The sequence below is a fragment of the Variovorax sp. AB1(2024) genome (genome assembly GCF_037482385.2).
Lineage (GTDB): Bacteria > Pseudomonadota > Gammaproteobacteria > Burkholderiales > Burkholderiaceae_C > Variovorax.
In genome coordinates this window covers 3,545,847-3,567,037 of record NZ_JBBHKP020000001.1, presented here as the reverse complement: position 1 = coordinate 3,567,037, position 21,191 = coordinate 3,545,847, and the positions used below count along the sequence as shown (strand labels likewise).

19 protein-coding genes and 1 tRNA gene are annotated in these 21,191 nt (G+C 66.1%); 14 read left to right on the top strand and 6 right to left on the bottom strand.

From position 1 onward, the window contains the following. Positions 1-21 precede the first annotated feature (21 nt). A complete protein-coding gene (gene fabI, locus WIX39_RS16685; protein WP_106934615.1) occupies positions 22-804 on the top strand; it encodes an enoyl-ACP reductase FabI in 783 nt (260 codons plus the stop codon). 65 nt (positions 805-869) lie between these two features. Beyond that, a complete protein-coding gene (locus WIX39_RS16680) occupies positions 870-1,712 on the top strand; it encodes a DNA ligase (RefSeq protein WP_409195418.1) in 843 nt (280 codons plus the stop codon). A 12-nt stretch (positions 1,713-1,724) separates the two neighbouring features. On the opposite strand, the gene WIX39_RS16675 is transcribed toward WIX39_RS16680, so the two are convergent. Then, the gene (locus WIX39_RS16675) at positions 1,725-4,028 is read right to left on the bottom strand and encodes an arginine/lysine/ornithine decarboxylase (protein ID WP_081270542.1); all 2,304 of its coding nucleotides are present in this window, start codon (positions 4,026-4,028) and stop codon (positions 1,725-1,727) included. Positions 4,029-4,234: 206 nt separating this feature from the next. Between WIX39_RS16675 and WIX39_RS16670 the strand changes: the two genes are divergently transcribed. From WIX39_RS16670 to WIX39_RS16650, 5 genes are all read left to right on the top strand, one after another. Further along, on the top strand, positions 4,235-4,660 hold the full coding sequence (locus WIX39_RS16670) for an NfeD family protein (protein WP_106934616.1): 426 nt from the start codon (positions 4,235-4,237) through the stop codon (positions 4,658-4,660). A 37-nt stretch (positions 4,661-4,697) separates the two neighbouring features. Beyond that, entirely contained in the window at positions 4,698-5,627 is a 930-nt protein-coding gene (locus WIX39_RS16665; protein WP_081270540.1) for an SPFH domain-containing protein, read from the top strand. 25 nt (positions 5,628-5,652) lie between these two features. After that, positions 5,653-5,743, top strand: a tRNA-Ser gene (locus WIX39_RS16660). A 195-nt stretch (positions 5,744-5,938) separates the two neighbouring features. After that, positions 5,939-6,295 carry a hypothetical protein gene (locus tag WIX39_RS16655; protein ID WP_081270539.1) on the top strand — a complete coding sequence of 119 codons (357 nt, stop codon included), beginning with the start codon at positions 5,939-5,941 and terminating at the stop codon, positions 6,293-6,295. 100 nt (positions 6,296-6,395) lie between these two features. Further along, complete coding sequence (locus tag WIX39_RS16650) at positions 6,396-6,785, top strand: response regulator (RefSeq protein ID WP_106934617.1); 390 nt, start codon at positions 6,396-6,398, stop codon at positions 6,783-6,785. 68 nt (positions 6,786-6,853) lie between these two features. Here WIX39_RS16650 and WIX39_RS16645 read toward each other — a convergent pair whose 3' ends face one another. From WIX39_RS16645 to WIX39_RS16630, 4 genes are all read right to left on the bottom strand, one after another. Continuing rightward, positions 6,854-8,071, bottom strand: a complete 1,218-nt coding sequence (locus tag WIX39_RS16645) for a branched-chain amino acid ABC transporter substrate-binding protein (protein WP_081270537.1) — start codon at positions 8,069-8,071, stop codon at positions 6,854-6,856. A gap of 136 nt (positions 8,072-8,207) precedes the next feature. Beyond that, the gene (locus WIX39_RS16640; RefSeq protein WP_081270536.1) at positions 8,208-8,606 is read right to left on the bottom strand and encodes a hypothetical protein; all 399 of its coding nucleotides are present in this window, start codon (positions 8,604-8,606) and stop codon (positions 8,208-8,210) included. Position 8,607: 1 nt separating this feature from the next. Beyond that, positions 8,608-9,048: a DNA polymerase III subunit chi gene (locus WIX39_RS16635; RefSeq protein ID WP_106934618.1), complete on the bottom strand. Its 441-nt coding sequence runs from the start codon at positions 9,046-9,048 to the stop codon at positions 8,608-8,610. Further along, positions 9,045-10,532 carry a leucyl aminopeptidase gene (locus tag WIX39_RS16630; RefSeq protein WP_106934619.1) on the bottom strand — a complete coding sequence of 496 codons (1,488 nt, stop codon included), beginning with the start codon at positions 10,530-10,532 and terminating at the stop codon, positions 9,045-9,047. Before WIX39_RS16630 ends, WIX39_RS16635 begins: the two co-directional genes overlap by 4 nt. 21 nt (positions 10,533-10,553) lie before the next feature. Between WIX39_RS16630 and lptF the strand changes: the two genes are divergently transcribed. The 6 genes from lptF to WIX39_RS16600 all read left to right on the top strand — a co-directional run bounded on the left by lptF (position 10,554) and on the right by WIX39_RS16600 (position 15,786). Continuing rightward, complete coding sequence (lptF, locus tag WIX39_RS16625) at positions 10,554-11,678, top strand: LPS export ABC transporter permease LptF (protein WP_106934620.1); 1,125 nt, start codon at positions 10,554-10,556, stop codon at positions 11,676-11,678. Further along, on the top strand, positions 11,675-12,787 hold the full coding sequence (gene lptG / locus WIX39_RS16620) for an LPS export ABC transporter permease LptG (RefSeq protein WP_081270532.1): 1,113 nt from the start codon (positions 11,675-11,677) through the stop codon (positions 12,785-12,787). The genes lptF and lptG overlap by 4 nt, the downstream gene beginning before the upstream one ends. Further along, on the top strand, positions 12,784-13,170 hold the full coding sequence (locus WIX39_RS16615) for a sirohydrochlorin chelatase (protein ID WP_106934621.1): 387 nt from the start codon (positions 12,784-12,786) through the stop codon (positions 13,168-13,170). The genes lptG and WIX39_RS16615 overlap by 4 nt, the downstream gene beginning before the upstream one ends. A 62-nt stretch (positions 13,171-13,232) precedes the next feature. Continuing rightward, positions 13,233-14,174, top strand: a complete 942-nt coding sequence (locus tag WIX39_RS16610; protein WP_007832298.1) for a CysB family HTH-type transcriptional regulator — start codon at positions 13,233-13,235, stop codon at positions 14,172-14,174. 160 nt (positions 14,175-14,334) lie between these two features. Further along, the gene (locus WIX39_RS16605; RefSeq protein ID WP_081270530.1) at positions 14,335-15,501 is read left to right on the top strand and encodes a pyridoxal phosphate-dependent aminotransferase; all 1,167 of its coding nucleotides are present in this window, start codon (positions 14,335-14,337) and stop codon (positions 15,499-15,501) included. Positions 15,502-15,627: 126 nt separating this feature from the next. Further along, positions 15,628-15,786: a DUF3309 family protein gene (locus WIX39_RS16600; RefSeq protein WP_013541242.1), complete on the top strand. Its 159-nt coding sequence runs from the start codon at positions 15,628-15,630 to the stop codon at positions 15,784-15,786. 72 nt (positions 15,787-15,858) lie between these two features. Here the strand turns inward: WIX39_RS16600 and hrpA are convergent, their stop codons facing one another. Then, entirely contained in the window at positions 15,859-19,842 is a 3,984-nt protein-coding gene (hrpA, locus tag WIX39_RS16595; RefSeq protein ID WP_409195417.1) for an ATP-dependent RNA helicase HrpA, read from the bottom strand. Here hrpA and argA point away from each other — a divergent pair. Beyond that, positions 19,841-21,187 carry an amino-acid N-acetyltransferase gene (argA, locus tag WIX39_RS16590; protein ID WP_409195416.1) on the top strand — a complete coding sequence of 449 codons (1,347 nt, stop codon included), beginning with the start codon at positions 19,841-19,843 and terminating at the stop codon, positions 21,185-21,187. The two genes, hrpA and argA, sit on opposite strands and share 2 nt — an antisense overlap. Positions 21,188-21,191 lie beyond the last annotated feature (4 nt).

Here is a 21,191-nt window from a genome sequence, read left to right as displayed (position 1 = left end):
AGATTTTCACGAGGCAACTTCATGGGCTTTCTTTCCGGCAAGAAACTGCTGATCACTGGTGTATTGAGCAATCGCTCCATTGCTTATGGCATTGCCAAGGCCTGTCATGAACAGGGCGCGGAGCTCGCCTTCAGCTACGTCGGCGAGCGATTCAAGGACCGTATCACCGAATATGCCGCAGACTTCGGCTCGAAACTCATTTTCGACTGCGATGTGGGCGACGACGCGCAAATCGACAAGCTCTTCGCCGATCTGGCGCAGACCTGGCCAAAGTTCGACGGCTTCGTGCACAGCATCGGCTTCGCGCCGCGCGAGTCCATCGCCGGCGACTTCCTCGACGGGCTCTCGCGCGAAGGCTTCAAGATCGCGCACGACATCAGTACCTACAGCTTCCCGGCCATGGCCAAGTCGGCCCTGCCCTACCTCAACGACAAGTCGGCCCTGCTCACGCTGACCTACCTGGGCGCCGAGCGCGCGCTGCCCAACTACAACACCATGGGCCTGGCCAAGGCCTCGCTCGAAGCGTCGGTGCGCTACACGGCCGCCTCGCTCGGCCCGAAGGGCATGCGGGTCAACGGCATCAGCGCCGGCCCGATCAAGACGCTGGCCGCCAGCGGCATCAAGGGCTTCGGCAAGATGCTCGCGGCCGTGGCCGACGCCTCCCCGATCCGCCGCAACGTGACGATCGAGGAAGTCGGCAACGTGGCCGCCTTCCTGCTGAGCGACCTGGCCAGCGGCGTGACCGCCGAGATCACCTATGTGGACGGCGGCTTCAGCAACGTGGTCGGCGGGATGGCTGAGTAAGTCCGGCCATCAAGACCCGGCACGGCCGCCAGCTGGCCGTGCTTAGCTATTCATTTCATAGCATCGTGCTGAATCGACGCTCCCTCCTGCTTGCCGCTTTCGGCCTGGTTACCGCGCCCGCCGCGTTCGCGCGCGCGGCGGCGCCTTCGCTGATGCTGGCCGACGTCTACCGCCCCGGCATGTCGCTGAATGACTACTGGGTGAGCGAGAAGTACGACGGCGTGCGCGGCTACTGGGACGGCAAGCAACTCTGGACTCGCGGCGGCGAGCGGATCGCGGCGCCCGCGTGGTTCACAGCCGCACTGCCCGCGCAGCCGCTCGACGGCGAACTGTGGGCAGGACGAGGCCGCTTCGCGCACGCCGTGGCAACGGTGCGCAGCCAGACGCCCAACGACGTCGCATGGCACGAGATGCGCTTCATGGTGTTCAACCTGCCCAACCAGCCCGGCGACTTCACGGCGAGGCTGGGCGCACTGCGCAAGCTGCTGCCCATCACCGACGCACCGTGGGTCGTGGCCGTTCCGCAGGAGCGCGCGACCACGCATGCAGAGCTGCAGTCGCTGCTCGACAAGACGGTGAAGATGGGTGGCGAGGGGCTGATGCTCCACCGCGGCAGTTCGCAGTACCGTGGCGAGCGCAACAACGATCTGCTGAAGGTCAAGCCCTACGAAGACGCCGAGGCCCGCGTGGTCGAGCACGTGCCCGGCAAAGGCAGGCACGCCGGGCGGCTGGGCGCGCTGCTGGTCGAGACGGCCGACGGCAAGCGCTTCAAGCTCGGCACCGGGTTGACCGACGCCGAGCGTGAGAATCCGCCCGCCATCGGCAGCTGGGTGACCTACCGCTACAACGGCACCACCACGACGGGCCTGCCCCGCTTTGCCCGCTTCATGCGGGTGCGCGAAGGCTAGGCCGGCCCTGGCTTATTTCACCTGCTTGACGCAGTCGGCGTAATAGCGCTTCTTGCCAGTCTCGTCGACGCGCGCCACCAGGCCGTGGATGTCGGTCTCGAAGCCCGGGCACTGCAGGTTGAACTCGCGCGAGAACTTCAGGTAGTCGACGATCTTCTTGTTGAACACTTCGCCCGGGATCAGCAGCGGAATGCCCGGCGGGTACGGCGTGATCAGGCTGGTGGTGATGCGCCCTTCGAGCTCGTCGATCTCCACGCGCTCGGTCTTGCGGTGGGCAATGTGGGCGAAGGCGTCGCTCGGCTTCATGGCCGGCGTCAGGTCGCTCAGGTACATCTCGGTCGTGAGGCGTGCCACGTCGTAGCGCGCGTACAGCTGGTGGATGTGCTGGCACAGGTCGCGCAAGCCGAGGCGCTCGTAGCCGGGATGCTGCTGGCAGAACTCCGGCAGGATGCGCCACATCGGCTGGTTGCGCGCGTAGTCGTCCTTGAACTGCTGCAGCGCCGTGAGCAGCGTGTTCCAGCGGCCCTTGGTGATGCCGATGGTGAACATGATGAAGAAGCTGTACAGCCCGGTCTTCTCCACGATCACGCCGTGCTCCGCCAGGAACTTGGTGACCACGCTGGCGGGTATGCCGGTCTCTGCGAAGTTGCCTTCCAGGTCGAGGCCGGGAGTCACGATGGTCGACTTGATCGGGTCGAGCATGTTGAAGCCGTCGGCCAGCTCGCCGAAACCGTGCCAGTTGCGCGGCGACTTCTTGCCCTTGGCCTTGGACGGGCCGTTCTTCTCGCCGTGCATGATCCAGTCCTCGGCGCGGCCGATGCCCTCGTCGACGAGCTTCTCGGGGCCCCAGACCTTGAACCACCACTCGTCCTTGCCGAATTCTTCCTCGACCTTGCGCATGGCGCGGCGGAAGTCCAGCGCCTCCAGGATGCTCTCTTCCACCAGCGCGGTGCCGCCGGGCGGCTCCATCATGGCGGCGGCCACGTCGCAGCTCGCGATGATCGCGTACTGCGGGCTGGTCGACGAGTGCATCAGGTAGGCCTCGTTGAAGAGGTCGCGGTCGAGCTGGCGGTTCTGCGAGTCCTGCACCAGTACGTGGCTGGCCTGGCTGATGCCCGCGAGCAGCTTGTGGGTGGACTGGGTGGCAAACACCAGCGATTCCTTCGGGCGCACGCGGCGCTTGCCCATCGCGTGGTAGGCGCCGTAGAACGGGTGGAAGGCGGCATGCGGCAGCCAGGCTTCGTCGAAGTGCAGCGTGTCGACGTAGCCGTCGAGCATGTTCTTGATGGTCTCGGTGTTGTAGATCACGCCGTCGTAGGTCGACTGCGTGAGCGTCATCACGCGCGGCTTGACCTTGTCGGGGTCCACGTCGGCCAGCAGCGGGTTGGCCTTGATCTTGGCCTTGATGGCGCTCTGCTCGAACTCGCTCTTGGGAATGGGGCCGATGATGCCGAAGTGGTTGCGCGTGGGCTTCATGAACACCGGAATCGCGCCGGTCATGATGATCGCGTGCAGGATCGACTTGTGGCAGTTGCGGTCGACCACCACCACGTCGTCCGGCGCCACCGTGTGGTGCCACACCATCTTGTTGCTGGTGCTGGTGCCGTTGGTGACGAAGAAGCAGTGGTCGGCGTTGAAGATGCGCGCCGCATTGCGCTCGCTGGCCGCCACCGGGCCGGTGTGGTCGAGCAGCTGGCCCAGTTCTTCCACGGCGTTGCAGACGTCGGCGCGCAGCATGTTCTCGCCGAAGAACTGGTGGAACATCTGGCCCACCGGGCTCTTCAGGAACGCCACGCCGCCCGAATGGCCCGGGCAGTGCCACGAGTAGGAGCCGTCTTCCGCGTAGTCGATCAGCGCCTTGAAGAACGGCGGCTGCACGCCTTCGAGGTAGCTCTTGGCCTCGCGGATGATGTGGCGCGCCACGAATTCGGGGGTGTCCTCGAACATGTGGATGAAGCCGTGCAGCTCGCGCAGGATGTCGTTCGGGATGTGGCGCGAGGTCTTGGTCTCGCCGTAGATGTAGATCGGCACATCCGCGTTCTTGCGGCGCACTTCGCCGATGAAGTTGCGCAGGCTCAGCACGGCCGGATCGAGGTCGGGGCCGACGGTGAACTCCTCGTCGTCGATCGACAGGATGAAGGCGCTGGCGCGGCTTTGCTGCTGGGCAAACTGGCTCAGGTCGCCGTAGCTCGTGACGCCCAGCACCTCGAAGCCCTCCGTCTCGATGGCTTGCGCGAGCGCGCGGATGCCGAGGCCCGAAGTGTTTTCGGAGCGGAAGTCCTCGTCGATGATGACGATGGGAAAGCGGAATTTCATGAGCGGGGCTCCGGGTCAGGCAATGAGACGAGGCGCGAAGTGTACGGAATTCAGATGAAGAATCCGGTCAGCTTGCCGCAACCCATTCGCCGGAGGCAGGCATGTGCCGCGCCGGCCCGGCGCCAGTACCCCTACGCGGGACAAGCGCTTGGGGGCAATGCCGCAGAATGGCGCGCATCGAACAAGCAAGAAGAGGAGTCGACAACATGGCGAATTCCACCGTCTGGTGGCTGATCGCGGGGGCAGCCATCGTGGCCGAGCTGCTTTCGGGCACGGTCTACCTGCTGTTGCTGGCCGCTGGCTTCGCCGGCGCGGCAATCTCGGCACACCTGGGCTTCGACATCGTCACGCAATTGATCGTGGCCTCGGTGATCGGCGTGGGGGCCGTGCTGGCCTGGTATTCCATTCAACGCAAGCGACCGCCCGCCCCGTCCAGCGGCGCCAACCCGGACCTGAACCTCGACATCGGCGAGATCGTGCACGTGGAGGCGTGGAACGCCGACGGCACGGCCACCGTGCGCTACAGGGGCGCGCAGTGGACGGTGGTGCCCCGCGCGGGCCGCGCGCCTTCGACCGGCGAGCACCGGGTGGTCGAGGTGATCGGCAGCCGTCTGGTTGTCGACAAGGTTTAGTCAGTACGTCCGTAGAACTCAGAAAAGGAAGCGCACCATGGAATTTTCGGTCCCTCTCATCATCCTGGTCATCGCGATCATCTTCATCAGCCAGTCTGTCAAGTTCGTGCCGCAGCAGAACGCCTGGGTGCGCGAGCGCCTGGGCAAGTACCACGGCACCATGACGCCCGGCCCCAACTTCCTGATTCCCTTCATCGACCGCGTGGCCTACAAGCACAGCCTGAAGGAAATCCCGCTCGACGTGCCGAGCCAGATCTGCATCACGCGCGACAACACGCAGCTGCAGGTCGACGGCATCCTGTACTTCCAGGTGACCGACCCGATGCGCGCGAGCTACGGTTCGTCGAACTACATCGTGGCGGTGACGCAACTCGCGCAAACGTCGCTGCGCAGCGTGATCGGCAAGCTCGAGCTCGACAAGACCTTCGAGGAACGCGACGTCATCAACGCCCAGGTCGTGGCCGCCATCGATGAGGCCGCACTCAACTGGGGCGTGAAGGTGCTGCGCTACGAAATCAAGGACCTGACGCCGCCGAAGGAAATCTTGCTGGCCATGCAGGCGCAGATCACCGCCGAGCGCGGCAAGCGTGCGCTGATCGCGGCTTCCGAAGGCCGCCGCCAGGAGCAGATCAACATCGCCACTGGCGAGCGCGAGGCCTTCATCGCCCGCTCGGAAGGCGAAAAGCAGGCGCAGATCAACAACGCCCAGGGCGAGGCGGCTGCCATCACGGCGGTGGCCACGGCCACGGCGGACGCCATCGAGCGCGTGGCGGCGGCCATCCGCCAGCCGGGCGGCGAACAGGCGGTCCAGCTCAAGGTGGCCGAGCGCGCGGTCGATGCCTACGGCAAGGTGGCGGCCGATTCCAAGACCACGCTGATCGTGCCGAGCAACATGTCGGAGACCGCCGCGCTCATCGCTTCGGCAATGCGCATGGTCCAGGCAGGCAAACCTTCGAATCCGGCCTGAACACACTGCTACAATCGTGGGCTCAGGAGCGGTGGATGAGCGGTTTAAGTCGCACGCCTGGAAAGCGTGTGAGGGTTAATAGCCCTCCGCGGGTTCGAATCCCGCCTGCTCCGCCAGAGATTGATTGTTCGTAACCGTTCGCGAACATTGCTGATCAGGAAAAGCCCGAGTCGCCACAAGCACTCGGGCTTTTTTGTCGTCCGCATGACCGCCAAGAGCGTTGCTTTACAACAACTGGCTTCGGCACCCCAGGCACTTTCGTCTGGCGTACGATCCAAAGGTTTTACTTTCAAGCCCGCAAAGGAGCCTCGATGGCTGGACAACCGCAACCCTCGCCGCGTGGCACGACATCGCTGGACAGCACCCTGAAAAAGAGCGAACAGGTGGCCGCAGACGTGCAGCGGGCATCGGACAACCTCGCCGTGGTGAACACGGTGCTCGAACAGGAACTGCCTGAAGAAGTTCAGGTCGGCGAAGTGGCACAGGCCATCGAACACACGAACCAGCTCGAGGAGAAACTGGCCAGGTCCGCCGAGAAACTGGCCGAGGTCAACGCGGCCCTGAGCGAAGAAATCGAGAAGCGCCTCGAAGCGACTGCCGAGCGCGACGAGAGCCAGGCGCTGGCCGAGAAGCTCAAGGCCAAGCTCCGTTCGGGACAGGCGGACTGAACGTCGCATCGCGCGCCGCTCTCTCCGTCCGTCTCCCTTCTCCTACGCTGCGCCGGCATCAGGCACGCTACGCTATTGGTTCTCAAAGCGAAACCACGGCATGGCCCTCATCACGTTCCTCGTCGAGGACAACAAGACCATCAGGGACAACCTGGTCCCGGCACTGGAGGACCTGGTCAACGGCCGCGTGGTCGGCTTCGCCGAAACCGAGTCGGACGCACTGGCCTGGATCGCGGCGCATCCTGACGGCTGGCAACTCCTCATCGTCGACCTCTTCCTGAAGGAAGGCTCCGGCCTGGGCGTGCTGGCGGGCTGCAAGACGCGCAAGCCCGGCCAGCGGGTCGTGGTGCTGAGCAACTACGTCACCGCTGACATCCGGGCGCGCTGCGGCGCGCTGGGCGCCGATGCCGTGTTCGACAAGTCGCGCGACCTCGATGCCTTCATCGAGTACTGCAACGCCGACCGGCCGTCGGGTCTCGCGCCGCTCTGACCCCCGCCTTCACGCGGACATGAAAAAAGGGCCCGAAGGCCCTTTTTCTTTTGCGGCAGCCGCGCGACTCAGCGCACCACGGCGATCTGCGTGCGCACACCACCCTTGTAGGTGTACAGCGTCAGCGCGCCGTTCTTGATGTCGCCCTTTTCGTCGAAGGCGATCGGGCCGGTGACGCCCTTGTATTGCACCTTGCCGACTTCCGGCAGGTACTTTTCGGGGTCGGACGAACCGGCCTTGACCATGGCTTCGGCCAGCACGTTGACCGCGTCGTACACGTACGGTGCATAGATCTGCACTTCCACGCCGTTCTTGGTCTTGAACTTGGCCTTGAAGTCTTCCAGCGGTTGCTTGAAGTCGCCGTCCACGCCGCCTGCTTCAGCGCACACCACCATGTCTTCGCCGATGGCATCGCCAGCCAGCTTCGGAAGTTCGCCGGTGCACAGGCCGTCGCCACCCATGAACTTGACGTTCAGGCCGAGCTGCTTGACCTGCTTGAGCATCGGGCCGCCGACGGCGTCCATGCCGCCGAAGAACAGAACGTCGGGCTTGGCGGACTTCAGCTTGGTCAGGATGGCGTTGAAGTCGGTCGACTTGTCGGTGGTGAATTCGTGGCCCACGATGGTGGCGCCGGCAGCCTTGGCCGACTTCTCGAACTCTTCTGCGACGCCCTGGCCGTAGGCGGTGCGGTCGTCGATCACGGCGATGTTCTTGCCCTTGAGCGTGTCGACCGCGTACTTGCCCAGCGTGCCGCCGAGTTGCGTGTCGTCAGCCACCACGCGGAACGTGGTCTTGAAGCCTTGACGCGTGTACTTGGGGTTCGTGGCCGAAGGCGAGATCTGCGGAATGCCGGCGTCGCTGTACAGCTTGGAGGCGGGGATGGTGGTGCCCGAGTTCAGGTGGCCGACCACGCCGTTGACCTTTTCGTCGACGAGCTTCTGGGCCACTGCGGTGCCCTGCTTCGGATCGCCAGCATCGTCTTCGGCGACCAGTTCGAACTTGGCGGTCTTGTCGCCGATCTTCACGCCCTTGGCGTTCAGGTCTTCGATGGCCATCTTGGCGCCCATTTCGTTGTCCTTGCCCAGGTGGGCGATGGGACCGCTGGTAGGTGCAACGTGGCCGATCTTGACGACCAGCGTGTCCCCGGCAGGTGCTGGTGCAGGCGCGGCGGCCGGAGCAGCGGCCGTTGGCGCGGGCGCTGCAGCGGGAGCAGCGGCTTCTTCTTTCTTGCCGCAAGCCACAAGCGTGATTGCAGCCAGTGCGACCGCAGTCCATTTCAATTGCATGAGAACCTCCAGAACTTGGATGAAAAGAATAAAAAACCGGTCGTGTGATCCGGGCGGCTAGACCTCGCAAGTTTCGCGCCGCGGACCAGCGGCACCCTCACGCCCTTCCGACCTGCGGCGCAGTTTAGCCGAGGATTTATGCGCCGGAAGCTGGCGTAGACCCTGTGTTTTCGCTGAGTTCGGCGGCCATTGCCTCGATCACCAGCGCACGCAGAACGGCTTCGATTTCATTGCGCAAACGCGGCACCATTGCGTCGAGTTGATGCTGAACGGCAGCTGACACGGTGTCGCTCAAACGCTCTTCCAAAGAGAGGTCTACACGCTGCAGCACGCGATGCAGAAGTTGCTCCTCGAGGCTGACGATTTCGGCCTGCGAGAACTGCGCGGCCGGCGGCAACGCCATGGTGCTTGCCGGGTCGGGCTGCGTTGCCGGCGCGGCCTCCGGCGGCTCTGGCCTCGCGGGCTCCGCCGGGATCTCGAGCACCGTGGTGAGGGTGGGAACGAAACGGGGCGGCGTGCGCAGCGTGCTGGCCATGTCAGGAACTCTTTGCGAAGTCGTGCGGCTGGATGGCGTAGCCGCGGTCGGCGTAGTGGCGCCAGCGCGAGCGGCCGACCTGGCGGTCGTTGCCTTCGTCGCTCACGATGTCGATGAGGCGCTCATAGCGCTCGAAGCCGGCCGGCACCTCGAGCCCGAGGTTCACCAGCATCTCGCGGTGCGGCAACGTCGCCGCATTGGCGCCGTCGGAAGAAAGAACGACGGGCGTGCGTGCCAGCACGTGGGCCGGCGCGTCGCCGCGGCAATGCGCGACGAAGTCGACCGGCGAGAGCTGCCAGAGCGCGGCATCCACCACGTCGAGCGCGCGCGCGTCACCCACCACCACGACGCGCAGGCCGCGCGCATTGACGGCCTTGCGAACCAGCCGGCAGGCGTAGTTCAGCTTGTCGGGCGCGTTGTAGTGGAAGCCGATTTCCGTCACTTGGCGGACCGGGCCTTCCTGGCCGGGGCCTTGGCCTGCGCGTTACCGGCGGCACGGCTCGTGAGGTACGACACCAGCAGCCCCACCGGCCGCCCGGTGGAACCCTTGGCCGCCCCGCTCTTCCAGGCCGTGCCCGCGATGTCGAGGTGGGCCCAGGCGAAGTCGCCGGCAAAGCGCTGCAGGAACTTGGCCGCGGTGATGGCACCGCCGGCACGCCCCGCGATGTTGGCCACGTCGGCGAAGTTGCTCTTGAGGCCCTCGGCGTAGTCGTCGTCGAGCGGCAGGCGCCAGCAGCGGTCCTGCGAAGCTTCGCCGGCGGTTTCGAGCGCGGCGGCCAGCGCTTCGTCGCTGGAGAACAGGCCGCTGCGCACGCCGCCCAGCGCCACCACGCAGGCGCCCGTCAGCGTGGCGATGTCGATCACCGCAGCCGGATCGAAGCGCTTGGCGTAGGTGAGCGCGTCGCACAGGATCAGGCGGCCCTCGGCGTCGGTGTTGAGCACCTCGATGGTCTGGCCGCTCATGCTGGTGACCACGTCGCCCGGCTTGACCGAGCGGCCGTCGTTCATGTTCTCGCAAGACGGGATCAGGCCGACGACGTTGATCGCGGGCTGGATGTCGCCGAGCGCGCGGAAGGTGCCCAGCACGCTCGCGGCACCGCACATGTCGAACTTCATCTCGTCCATTTCGGCCGCCGGCTTGAGCGAGACGCCGCCGGTGTCGAAGGTGATGCCCTTGCCCACCAGCACCACGGGGGCCTGGTCCTTGGGGCCGCCCTGGTAGCGCAGCACGATGAAGCGCAGCGGCTCGGCCGAGCCCTGGGCCACGGCCATGAACGAGCCCATGCCGAGCTTCTCGACTTCCTTCGGGCCCAGCACCTCGCACTTGATCTTCGGCAGCTTGGCCAGGTCCTTGGCGGCCTCGCCCAGCAGCGTGGGCGTGGCGTGGTTGGCGGGGCGGTTGCCCCACTCCTTGGCCAGCTCGATGCCCAGCACGGTGGCACGGGCATCGTTGAAAGCGCCGGTAACAGCCGTTGCGTCATTCACGCCGACCGTCAGGTGCCGGATGCTGCGCGGCTCGGCCTTCGACTTGGTGGTGGTGTAGACATAGCTGGCGTCGGCCGCCGCCGTGACGGCGCAAGCCACCGCCGCGCCGTCCGCGGGCTGCGCAAACACCAGGACCACCCGCTTGGGCGCATGGGCCTTGGCCGCATTCACCGCCGCAGCGACGCCGCTGCGCACCGAGCCGGGCTTGCCGTCGCCGATGGCCGCGAGCACCACGCGGGCCGCCACGACGTCGTCCGGACGGTAAAGCGTGAGCAGTTTTCCCGCCTTGTCGGGCAGGTCTCCGGCCTTGCGGGCACTGGCTGCCAGCACGGAAAGCGGGTCTTTGGTGGCGAGGGGAGCGCTGCCGACGAGCACGATCAGGACATCGGATTTCTCGGCTGCAGCCTGGGCGACGGTGAGGGTCTTGAGTTGAAAGTCCATAATCCTTTTTTTCCTCGAACGATGTTATTCCATTCTTCCCTACGCAAGGAGCTGTCCCGCAGCTTCGGAGCGACCCTCGTGGTTCTGGTCACCATCGTGATGACCATGATGCTCATCCGTACCCTCGGGCTCGCGTCCAAGGGCAGTGTGAACCCGCAGGAGGTGTTCCTGGTCATGGCCTACACGGTGCTCGGCTACATGCCGACCATCCTGAGCCTGAGCCTGTTCATCGCCATCGTCGGCACGCTCTCGCGCATGTACCGCGACAGCGAAATGGTGATCTGGTTCTCCAGCGGCCGCGGCCTCATGGACTTCGTGCAGCCGCTGTTCCGCTTCGCCTGGCCGGTGCTGATCCTGATCGCGGTGATGGCGCTGGTCGGCTGGCCGTGGGCCAACTCGCAGACCATCGGCATGCGCAAGCAGTACGAGCAGCGCAGCGACATCGAGCGCGTGGCGCCCGGTGAATTCCGCGAATCCGCGGGCCGGGTGCGGGTGTTCTTCATCGACAAGGAAACGCCGGACAACTCCAAGGCCACCAACGTCTTCATCTGGTCGGTCGAGCGCAACATGCAGATCACCACCTCGGCGCGCAGCGGCAGCATCGAGAACATCGGCGATTCCCGCTACCTGCTGCTCAACAACGGGCAGCGCCTGGAACAGCCGATGGCCAACACCGGCCTGAAGATCAGCGAATTCAAGACGTACGGCACCCGCGCCGGCGGCAGCGACGGCCTCACGAACGACGCCACGCCCTCGCGCGCCCGCACCACGCTGTCGCTGCTGACCGACCCGAGCGACATGAGCAGGGGCGAACTCGCCTGGCGCATCGGCATGCTGCTGACGGCCATCAACTTCGTGCTGCTGGCGCTGAACGTCTCCAGCGCCAATCCGCGTGTCGGGCGCAGCGGCAACCTGCTGCTCGCGCTGTTCGCCTTCGTCATCTACTACAACATGCTCAACCTGGGCCAGAGCTGGATCAGCTCGGGCCGCTTCAGCATGGGCGGCTTCATGCTCGTGCTGCACGGCGGCGTGCTCCTCATCAACCTCGCGTGGTTGAGCGCGCGCCAGAACAACTGGGGCCGCCGCGCCAGGAAGGCCGGCGCCGCCGCGCCCGCGACCACACCCAAGATCGAACCCACCGCGTGAAAACGATAAGACGCCTGATCTATGTGGAGGTACTGAAGTCCGTCGCGTTCGTGACGCTGGGCTTCCTGAGCCTCTTTTTCTTCTTCGACTTCGTCGATGAACTGCAGTCCATCGGCAAGCCGGACAGCCTGAACTACGGGCCCTTGCAGGCGCTGATCTACGTCGCCCTGCTGATTCCGAGCCACCTGTACGAGCTGCTGCCCATCACCGTGCTGATCGGCTCCATCTTCGTGATGGCGCGGCTCGCGCAGAGCTCGGAATACACCATCCTGCGCACCAGCGGCCTGGGCCCCTGGCGCGCGCTGCGCACCCTGCTGCTGCTGGGCCTGAGCTTCGTCGTGCTGACCTTCGCGGTCGGCGACTACGTGGCGCCGAACTCGGAGCGCACCGGGCAACTGCTCAAGGCGCGCTACCAGGGCACCTATTCGCTGGCGGGCAACACCGGCGCGTGGCTCAAGGAAAAGCGCGGCGATGTCTCGTACGCGGTGAATGTGCTGGCCATCGACCGCGGCGGCGCGCTCAAGAGCCCGCGCATCTTCGAGTTCGACGACAAGGGCTACATCAAGACGCAGACGCTCGCGGCCTCCGCCCGCATCAGCGACGACGGCCACTGGATCCTCTCCGACGTCGACCAGCAGAAGTACGACACGCAGGGCTCGGCCGACCAGGCCCACATCGTCAGCACCAAGCTCCCCGAGCTGAACTGGCCGACCTCGCTGACCGCCGAGATGGTGTCGGTCGCCCTCCTGCGCCCCGACCGCATGAGCACGATCGACCTGTTCGACTACATCCGCCACCTCGACGCGAACGGCCAGACCGCCCAGCGCTACGAGATCGAGTTCTGGCGCAAGGTGTTCTATCCGCTGTCGTGCCTGGTGATGGTGGTGCTCGCCCTGCCCTTCGCCTACCTGCACTTCCGCCAGGCCGGCATCACGACCTACGTGTTCGGCGGCGTGATGATCGGCATCAGCTTCTTCCTGCTGAACAACGTGTTCGGCTACCTGGGCAACCTTGGCAACTGGTCTCCGTGGCTCACGGCGGCGGCGCCGGGGCTGATCTATTCGGTGATGTCGTTGACGGCATTCAGCTGGCTGGTGCTTCGGCGATGACGGCGCAGGCACGAGGAAGGCAGGTCCAGGGCATCGTGCTGCTGGCGCACGGCTCACGTGACGAGCGCTGGCGCGAACCCATCGAGGCCGTGGCCGCGCGCGTGACCAGCCGCACGCCGGACGCGCTGGTGGCCTGCGCCTACATGGAGCTGGCCGCGCCCGATCTCCCCACCGCGGTGGCGGCCCTGGTGACCGCCGGCGCCACGGCCATCCGGCTCGTTCCGCTGTTCCTGGGCATGGGCAAGCACGCCCGCGAAGACCTGCCGGTGCAGGTCGAAGCGCTGCGCCAGCGCTGGCCCGCCATCGACATCTCGCTGGCCCGGATCGTGGGCGAAGAGCCTGAACTGGTCGACCTGCTCGCCAAAATTGCTATCAAAAGCTGAATTGCGGCAATTTCGATAGATTCCGAAGGCATAATGAATTCCGCAATAAGACGGAATTTGATATGAATCTGCATCAGTTCAAGTTTGTTCAGGAAGCCGTGCGGCGCAACCTGAACCTCACCGAGGCGGCCAAGGCGCTCCACACCTCGCAGCCCGGTGTCTCCAAGGCCATCATCGAGCTCGAGGAAGAACTGGGCGTTGAAATCTTCGCGCGCCACGGCAAGCGGCTCAAGCGCGTGACCGAGCCGGGCCAGCATGTCATTGCCAGCATCGAGCTCATCATGCGCGAGGTGGGCAACCTCAAGCGCATCGGCGAACAGTTCAGCGCGCAGGACAGCGGCACCCTTTCCATCGCCACCACCCACACCCAGGCGCGCTACGTGCTGCCGGTGCCCGTGGCCAACCTGCGCGAGGCCTACCCGAAGGTCAACGTGAGCCTGCACCAGGGCTCGCCCGACCAGGTGGCGCGCATGGTGATCGACGAGATCGCGGAAATCGGCATCGCCACCGAATCGCTCGACGGCTACGCCGAACTGGTGACGCTGCCCTGCTACGAATGGCAGCACGTGCTGGTGCTGCCCAAGGACCATCCGCTGGCGGCCAAGGAGCGCATCTCGCTCGAAGACCTGGCCAGCGAGCCGATCATCACCTACCACCCGTCGTTCACCGGCCGCACGCGCATCGACCACGCCTTCGCGCAGAAGAAGCTCACGCCGCGCATCGCGCTCGAAGCCATCGACTCCGACGTGATCAAGACCTACGTGCGCCTCGGCCTGGGCGTGGGCATCGTGGCCGAGATGGCGGTGCGGGACGAGTCGAACGCCGACCTCGTTGTGCGCCCCATGGGCCATGTGTTCGGCCAGAATATTGCCCGCGTCGCCTTCAAGCGCAGTGCCTACCTGCGCAACTTCGTCTTCAAGTTCGCCGAGCTGCTCTCCGACCGCCTCGACCGCAACCTGATAGCCAAAGCCCTCAGCGGCCACCAACAAGATTACGAGCTGTAAACAGGATCACCCCCAGGCTTCGCGCACTTCGTGTCGCTTCGCCATCCCCCTTCCGGGGGCAACACCAGCGGCCCGGCAAAGCCGGTTCCGCGGTGTTTCCGGAAGGGGCAGCGACGAGCAAGTGGCATGCTGAACAACAGTTGAAGAAATCACGAACATCATGAGCACGTCCCCGCGCACGCCCGAAGTGGGCACCAAGCTGCCCTCCGTCGGCACCACCATCTTCACGGTCATGTCGACGCTGGCGGCCGAGAAGAACGCGGTCAACCTCGGCCAGGGCTTTCCGGATTTCAACTGCGACCCGAAGCTGCTCGAGGACGTGACGGCGGCCATGGCCGCCGGCCACAACCAGTACCCGCCGATGCCGGGCATTCCGGCGCTGCGCGAGGCCATCGCCGCCAAGATCTCTGCCCTCTACGGCCACGGCTACAGCGCGGCCACCGAGATCACAGTCACCGCCGGCGCCACGCAGGCCATCATCACGGCCATCCTTGCCGTGGTGCGCCCGGGCGACGAGGTGATCGTGCTGGAGCCCTGCTACGACAGCTACGTACCCAACATCGAGCTGGCCGGCGGCAGCGTGGTGCGCGTGCCGCTCATCCCCGGCACCTTCCGCCCCGACTTCGACAAGATCGCCGCCGCGCTCACGCCGCGCACGCGCGCCATCATCATCAACACGCCGCACAACCCGAGCGCCACCGTTTGGACCGAGGCCGAGATGCGCAAGCTCGAGGAACTGCTCGCGCCCACCGACGTGTTCGTGATCAGCGACGAGGTCTACGAGCACATGGTGTTCGACGGCGCGCGCCACGAGAGCGTGGCGCGCTTCCCGGGCCTGGCGGCGCGCAGCTTCATCGTCAGCAGCTTCGGCAAGACCTACCACGTCACCGGCTGGAAGGTCGGCTTCGTGGCGGCGCCCGCGCCGCTGATGGCCGAGTTCCGCAAGGTGCACCAGTTCAACGTGTTCACCGTGAACACGCCGATGCAGCATGCGCTCGCGCGCTACATGGCCGAGCCCGCGCCCTACCTCGAGCTGCCCGCCTTCTACCAGCGCAAGCGCGACCTGTTCGCCGCCGGCCTGGCCGAGAAAACCCGCTTCAGGCTGCTGCGCAGCGAGGGCAGCTACTTCCAGTGCGTCGACATCTCGGCGGTGAGCGAGCTTTCGGAGGCCGACTTCTGCCTCTGGCTCACGAGCGAGATCGGCGTGGCGGCGATCCCGCTGTCGGCGTTCTACGGCAACGGCTTCGACCAGCGCGTGGTGCGCTTCTGCTTCGCCAAGAAGGACGAGACGCTGCTCTCGGCCCTGGAGCGGCTCGCGCGACTCTGACGCCTGCAGAGCGCCGACCCCAGCGGTAGGACGTTGGCTGACCACCGAAGGGGCGGCTATCCGGCGCCCCGCGCGACATGGCGGGGTGAGCATGAAGGCTCATCACAACAACGCCCTGGAGAAAACATGTCGCTCTCGTTCATTCTGCTGATCGTCCTGATCCTGATACTGATTGGCGCGCTGCCGAGCTGGGGCTACAGCCGGTCCTGGGGCTATGGTCCCAGCGGCGGCGTAGGCCTGATCGTGCTGATCGTCGTCATCCTCGTGCTCATGGGACGCATATAGGCACGGCCGGCCCATGAAGAAAAAGCCCGCATCCGCGGGCTTTTTTTCGTCCGCCGCGGCGCCCCTCGGCGCTCAGGCCTGCAGCTGCGCCCAGGCCTTGTCCAGCCGTTTCACGCTCACCGGCTGCGGCGTGCGCAGTTCCTGGGCGAAGAAGCTCACGCGCAGTTCCTCCAGCAGCCAACGGAATTCGAGCATGCGGTCGTCCACCACGCCCTTGCGCTCGGCCACCAGGCGCCAGTAGCGCTGGTCTTGCGGCTTGAGTTCGGCGAGCTTCGCCGCGTCCCGCGCGGGGTCGGCGCGCAGCTTGTCGAGCCGCAGCACGATGGCCTTGAGGTAGCGCGCGAAGTGCTGCAACTGCGTCCACGGCGCATCGGCGATGAAGCGCTTGCCGACCAGCCGCTGCAGCTGCTGCGCGGCGTCCTGCACCGCGTCGGGCTGGATCTTCGTGTCCTTGATCTTGCGCGCCGCGGCGGCGTATTCGACGAGGATGGCCGAGGCCAGCCGCGCCACTTCGTTCGCGATCAGCGTGAGCCGGCCACGGCCTTCGTCGAGCCGCTTCCTGAACGCGAATTCGTCGGTCGGCAGCGGTTCCTGCAGGAAGGCACGGTCGATCGCCACGTCGATGATCTGGGTGCGCAGTTCCTCCGACGTGCCCAGCGGCATGTACGCCACCGACATCTTCTGAAGATCGGGGATGTTCTTCTCGAGGTACTTGAGCGCGTCTTTCAGCTGCAGCGCGAACAGGCGGCGCAGGCCGGCGCGATGCTTGGCGGCGGCCACGGCCGGCTCGTCGAACACCTCGATGGTCACGGCGTCACCTTCGTCGCGCAGCGCCGGGAAGCCGATCAGCGACTGCGAGCCGCGCCGCACTTCCATCAGTTCGGGCAGTTCGCCGAAGGTCCAGCCCGTGTAGCGCTGGCCGGCCGGCAACGCGGCGGCGGCGGGTGCGCTGGCAGCCTTGGCTGGGGCCCTGGAGCCCTGGTCCGGCGAGGTTGCTTCCTTCCTGTCCGGCGACGCCTTCACGTTCAGCCCCGCCAGCGCCTGGAACGCGCCGCGCGCCTGCGCACCGAGTTCGGCCTTCAGCGCACCAAGATTGCGCCCCATGCCCAACTGCCGCCCGTGCTCGTCGATCACGCGCAGGTTCATGAACAGATGCGGCGGCAGCATGTCGAGCTTGAAGTCGGCGCGCTTGACGTCGATGCTGGTCATGTCGCGCACGCGCTTGAGCAGCACGTCGGTCAGCGAGCCGGTGCCGAACAGCTCCGGCGCCGACAGCTCTTCCGCCAGCTTGCCGGCCGACTCGGGCAAAGGCACCAGCCGCGAACGCGGGCGCTGCGGCAGGCTCTTGAGCAGCGCCTGGATCTTGTCCTTGAGCATGCCCGTCACCAGCCACTCGCAGCGCTCCTCGCTCACCTGGTTGAGCACGAACAGCGGCACGCTGACCGTGAGGCCGTCCTTCGCGTCGCCCGGCTCGTGCAGGTAGCTCGCGGCGCAATCCACGCCGCCCAGGCGCAGCGTCGGCGGGAACGACTGGGTCGTGATGCCGGCGGCCTGGTGGCGCATCAGCTCGTCGCGCGTCAGGTACAGCAGGCGCGGCTGCTCCCTGGAGGCGTGGCGATACCAGTTCTCGAAGGTGATGCCGCTCGCCACGTCGGCGGGCAGCTGCGCGTCGTAGAAGGCGAAGATCAGCTCGTCGTCGACCAGCACGTCCTGCCGGCGCGACTTGTGCTCCAGTCCCTCGACCTCGCGCACCAGCTTGCGGTTGGCCGTGAGGAAAGGGAACTTGCTTTCCCACTGCCCGCCCACCAGCGCCTCGCGGATGAATATTTCGCGCGCCGCGACCGGATCGACCTTGGTGAAGTCGACGCGCCGCCCGCTGTAGACCACCAGGCCGTACAGCGTGGCGCGCTCCAGCGCCGAGACCTGCGCGCCCTTCTTCTCCCAGTGCGGGTCGAGCAGCTGCTTCTTCAGCAGGTGGCCCGCCACCTGTTCGAGCCACTGCGGTTCGATGTTGGCGATGCCGCGCCCGAAGAGCCGCGTGGTCTCGACCAGTTCGGCCGCCACGATCCAGCGGCCCGGCTTCTTCTTCAGGTGCGCGCCAGGGTGCTTGTAGAACTTGATGCCGCGCGCGCCCAGGTACGCCTCGTCGTCCTCGAGCTTCCAGCCCACGTTGCCCAGCAGGCCGGCGAGCATCGACAGATGCAGCGGCTCGTAGCCCGCGGGCTCGGCGTTGAGGCGCCACTTGTGCTCGGTGACCACCGTGAGCAGCTGCGAGTGGATGTCGCGCCACTCGCGCACACGGCGGATGTTGATGAAGTTCTGGCGCAGCAGCTGCTCGTATTGGCGGTTGCTGAGCTTGTGAGTGTCGCCGTGGCCGCCGCGCGCGTCGGCGATCCACTTCCACAGCCGCAGGTAGCCGCTGAATTCGCTTTTCTCGTCGTCGAATTTCGAGTGTGCCTGGTCGGCCTGCTGCTGCGCGTCCATCGGGCGGTCGCGCACGTCCTGAACGCTGAGGGCCGAGGCGATGATCAGCACTTCTTCGAGCGCACCGCGCGCGCGGGCTTCCAGGATCATGCGGCCCACGCGCGGGTCGAGCGGCAGCCGCGACAGCTCGGCGCCGGTGTGCGTGAGTTCGTTGGCGTCGTCGACCGCGCCGAGTTCGTTCAGCAGCTGGTAGCCGTCGGCAATCGCGCGCGGCGACGGCGCCTCGAGAAACGGAAAACGCGCCACGTCGCCCAGCCGCAGCGACTTCATCCGCAGGATGACGCCGGCCAGCGACGAACGCAGGATTTCCGGATCGGTGAAGCGCGGGCGGCCCTCGAAGTCTTTCTCGTCGTACAGGCGGATGCAGATGCCGTTCGCCACCCGCCCGCAGCGCCCCGCGCGCTGGTTGGCCGCGGCCTGGCTGATCGGCTCGACCAGCAGCTGCTCGACCTTGCTGCGGAAGCTGTAGCGCTTGACGCGCGCGGTGCCGGTGTCGATCACGTAGCGGATGCCCGGCACCGTGAGCGAGGTCTCGGCCACGTTGGTGGCCAGCACGATGCGCCGCCCGTTGTGGCTTTCGAAGATGCGGTCCTGCTCGGGGCCCGACAGCCGCGCGAACAGCGGCAGCACCTCGGCGCTGCGGAACAGCGGCTGGTGGCTGACGTGGCGGCGCAGGTGGTCGGCGGCCTCGCGGATTTCACGCTCGCCGGGCAGGAAGACCAGGATGTCGCCCGCGTTGTGCGGGTCGCGCCAGAGCTCGTCGACCGCATCGGCGATGGCGTCGTTCAGGTCGTGCTCGCGCGACTCCTCGAACGGGCGGTAGCGCTGCTCCACCGGGAAGGTGCGGCCCGACACCATGATGGTCGGCGCCGGCCCCTTGGCCGAGGCGAAATGCTGCGCGAAGCGGTCGGCGTCGATGGTGGCCGAGGTGACGATCACCTTCAGATCGGGCCGGCGCGGAAGAATCTCGCGCAGATAGCCCAGCAGGAAGTCGATGTTCAGCGAGCGTTCGTGTGCCTCGTCGATGATGAGGGTGTCGTAGGCCTTCAGCAGCGGATCGGTCTGCGTCTCGGCCAGCAAGATGCCGTCGGTCATGAGCTTGACCGAGGCATCGCGCGACAGGCGGTCCTGGAAGCGCACCTTGAAGCCGACCACGTCGCCCAGCGGCGTCTTCAGTTCTTCCGCGATGCGCTTGGCCACCGAGCTGGCGGCAATGCGCCGCGGCTGCGTGTGGCCGATCAGCCGGCCCTTGCCCGGCTCCGCGTTGAGCTTGCCGCGCCCCAGGGCGAGCGCGATCTTGGGCAGCTGCGTGGTCTTGCCCGAGCCGGTTTCGCCGCACACGATCACGACCTGGTGCGCCGAGATGGCGGCCATGATCTCGTCGCGCCTGCCCGAGACAGGAAGCGATTCGGGGAATTCGATGCGAAGGGGTGTCGAGGTCGTCAAGGGGAAACAGTCGTCGGAACCGGCGCGGCGGGCAAACCGTCGATTATCGGTGCGAGCGGGGCGTGGCCGCCCGACTTCGGCCAGGTCAGGCAAACGCCTTTTCATGAATGCACAATCACGCCCCATGTCCACCGTCTTCAATTTCACCTTCGTGCCCTGGTTCCGCTCGGTCGCGCCCTACATCCACACGCATCGCGGTAAGACTTTCGTGGTCGGGCTGGCGGGTGAGGCGATCGCGGCTGGCAAGCTGCAGAACATCGCGCAAGACCTGGCGCTGATCCAGAGCATGGGCGTCAAGATCGTGCTGGTGCACGGCTTCCGCCCGCAGGTCAACGAGCAGCTCGCGGCCAAGGGCCACGAGGCAAAGTACTCGCACGGCATCCGCATCACCGACGAAGTGGCGCTCGACTCCGCCCAGGAAGCCGCCGGCCAGTTGCGCTACGAGATCGAGGCCGCCTTCAGCCAGGGCCTGCCGAACACGCCGATGGCAGGCTCGACGGTGCGCGTGATCTCCGGCAACTTCATCACCGCGCGCCCCGTGGGCGTGGTCGACGGCGTCGACTTCAAGCATTCGGGCCTGGTGCGCAAGGTGGACGCGGCGGGCATCCGCCGCACGCTCGACTTCGGCGCGATGGTGCTCATGTCGCCCTTCGGCTTCTCGCCGACCGGCGAGGCCTTCAACCTGACGATGGAAGAAGTCGCCACCAGCGTGGCCATCTCGCTGCAGGCTGACAAGCTGATCTTCCTGACGGAGATCCCGGGCATCCGCATCGACAGCGAGCTGCCCGAAAGCGAAGACAACCCCATCGACACCGAACTGCCGCTGGACGCCGCCGAAAAGCTGCTCGCCTCGCTGCCGCCGCCGCAGAAGCCGACGGACACAGCCTTCTACCTGCAGCACTGCGTGAAAGCCTGCAAGGCCGGCGTGGAGCGCAACCACATCCTGCCGTTCGCGCTCGACGGCTCGCTGCTGCTCGAGGTCTACGTGCACGACGGCGTTGGCACCATGGTGATCGACGAGAAGCTCGAAAGCCTGCGCGAAGCCACGGTGGACGACATCGGCGGCATCCTGCAGCTGATCGAGCCCTTCGAGCGTGACGGCACGCTGGTCAAGCGCGACCGCAACGAGATCGAGCGCGACGTGGGCCACTACACGGTGATCGAGCACGACGGCGTGATCTTCGGCTGCGCGGCGCTCTACCCCTATCCCGAGGAGCGCACCGCCGAGATGGCCGCGCTCACGGTGTCGCCGCATACGCAGTCGCAAGGCGACGGCGAACGCATCCTCAAGCGCATCGAGCACCGCGCCAAGGCCATGGGCCTGGACAGCATCTTCGTGCTCACCACGCGCACCATGCACTGGTTCCTCAAGCGCGGATTCCAGCAGGTCAACCCCGACTGGCTGCCCGAGGCCCGCAAGCGCAAGTACAACTGGGACCGCAAGAGCCAGGTTCTGGTCAAGAAGATCTGACGCG

Excerpts from the sequence above, each read along its gene's own strand:
- fabI (WP_106934615.1), top strand. The coding sequence starts at position 22 with ATGGGCTTTCTTTCCGGCAAGAAACTGCTGATCACTGGTGTATTGAGC.
- WIX39_RS16675 (WP_081270542.1), bottom strand. The coding sequence starts at position 4,028 with ATGAAATTCCGCTTTCCCATCGTCATCATCGACGAGGACTTCCGCTCC.
- WIX39_RS16670 (WP_106934616.1), top strand. The coding sequence starts at position 4,235 with ATGGCGAATTCCACCGTCTGGTGGCTGATCGCGGGGGCAGCCATCGTG.
- WIX39_RS16665 (WP_081270540.1), top strand. The coding sequence starts at position 4,698 with ATGGAATTTTCGGTCCCTCTCATCATCCTGGTCATCGCGATCATCTTC.
- WIX39_RS16655 (WP_081270539.1), top strand. The coding sequence starts at position 5,939 with ATGGCTGGACAACCGCAACCCTCGCCGCGTGGCACGACATCGCTGGAC.
- WIX39_RS16650 (WP_106934617.1), top strand. The coding sequence starts at position 6,396 with ATGGCCCTCATCACGTTCCTCGTCGAGGACAACAAGACCATCAGGGAC.
- WIX39_RS16645 (WP_081270537.1), bottom strand. The coding sequence starts at position 8,071 with ATGCAATTGAAATGGACTGCGGTCGCACTGGCTGCAATCACGCTTGTG.
- WIX39_RS16640 (WP_081270536.1), bottom strand. The coding sequence starts at position 8,606 with ATGGCCAGCACGCTGCGCACGCCGCCCCGTTTCGTTCCCACCCTCACC.
- WIX39_RS16630 (WP_106934619.1), bottom strand. The coding sequence starts at position 10,532 with ATGGACTTTCAACTCAAGACCCTCACCGTCGCCCAGGCTGCAGCCGAG.
- lptF (WP_106934620.1), top strand. The coding sequence starts at position 10,554 with ATGTTATTCCATTCTTCCCTACGCAAGGAGCTGTCCCGCAGCTTCGGA.
- WIX39_RS16615 (WP_106934621.1), top strand. The coding sequence starts at position 12,784 with ATGACGGCGCAGGCACGAGGAAGGCAGGTCCAGGGCATCGTGCTGCTG.
- WIX39_RS16610 (WP_007832298.1), top strand. The coding sequence starts at position 13,233 with ATGAATCTGCATCAGTTCAAGTTTGTTCAGGAAGCCGTGCGGCGCAAC.
- WIX39_RS16605 (WP_081270530.1), top strand. The coding sequence starts at position 14,335 with ATGAGCACGTCCCCGCGCACGCCCGAAGTGGGCACCAAGCTGCCCTCC.
- WIX39_RS16600 (WP_013541242.1), top strand. The coding sequence starts at position 15,628 with ATGTCGCTCTCGTTCATTCTGCTGATCGTCCTGATCCTGATACTGATT.
- argA (WP_409195416.1), top strand. The coding sequence starts at position 19,841 with ATGTCCACCGTCTTCAATTTCACCTTCGTGCCCTGGTTCCGCTCGGTC.
- hrpA (WP_409195417.1), bottom strand. The coding sequence starts at position 19,842 with ATGGGGCGTGATTGTGCATTCATGAAAAGGCGTTTGCCTGACCTGGCC.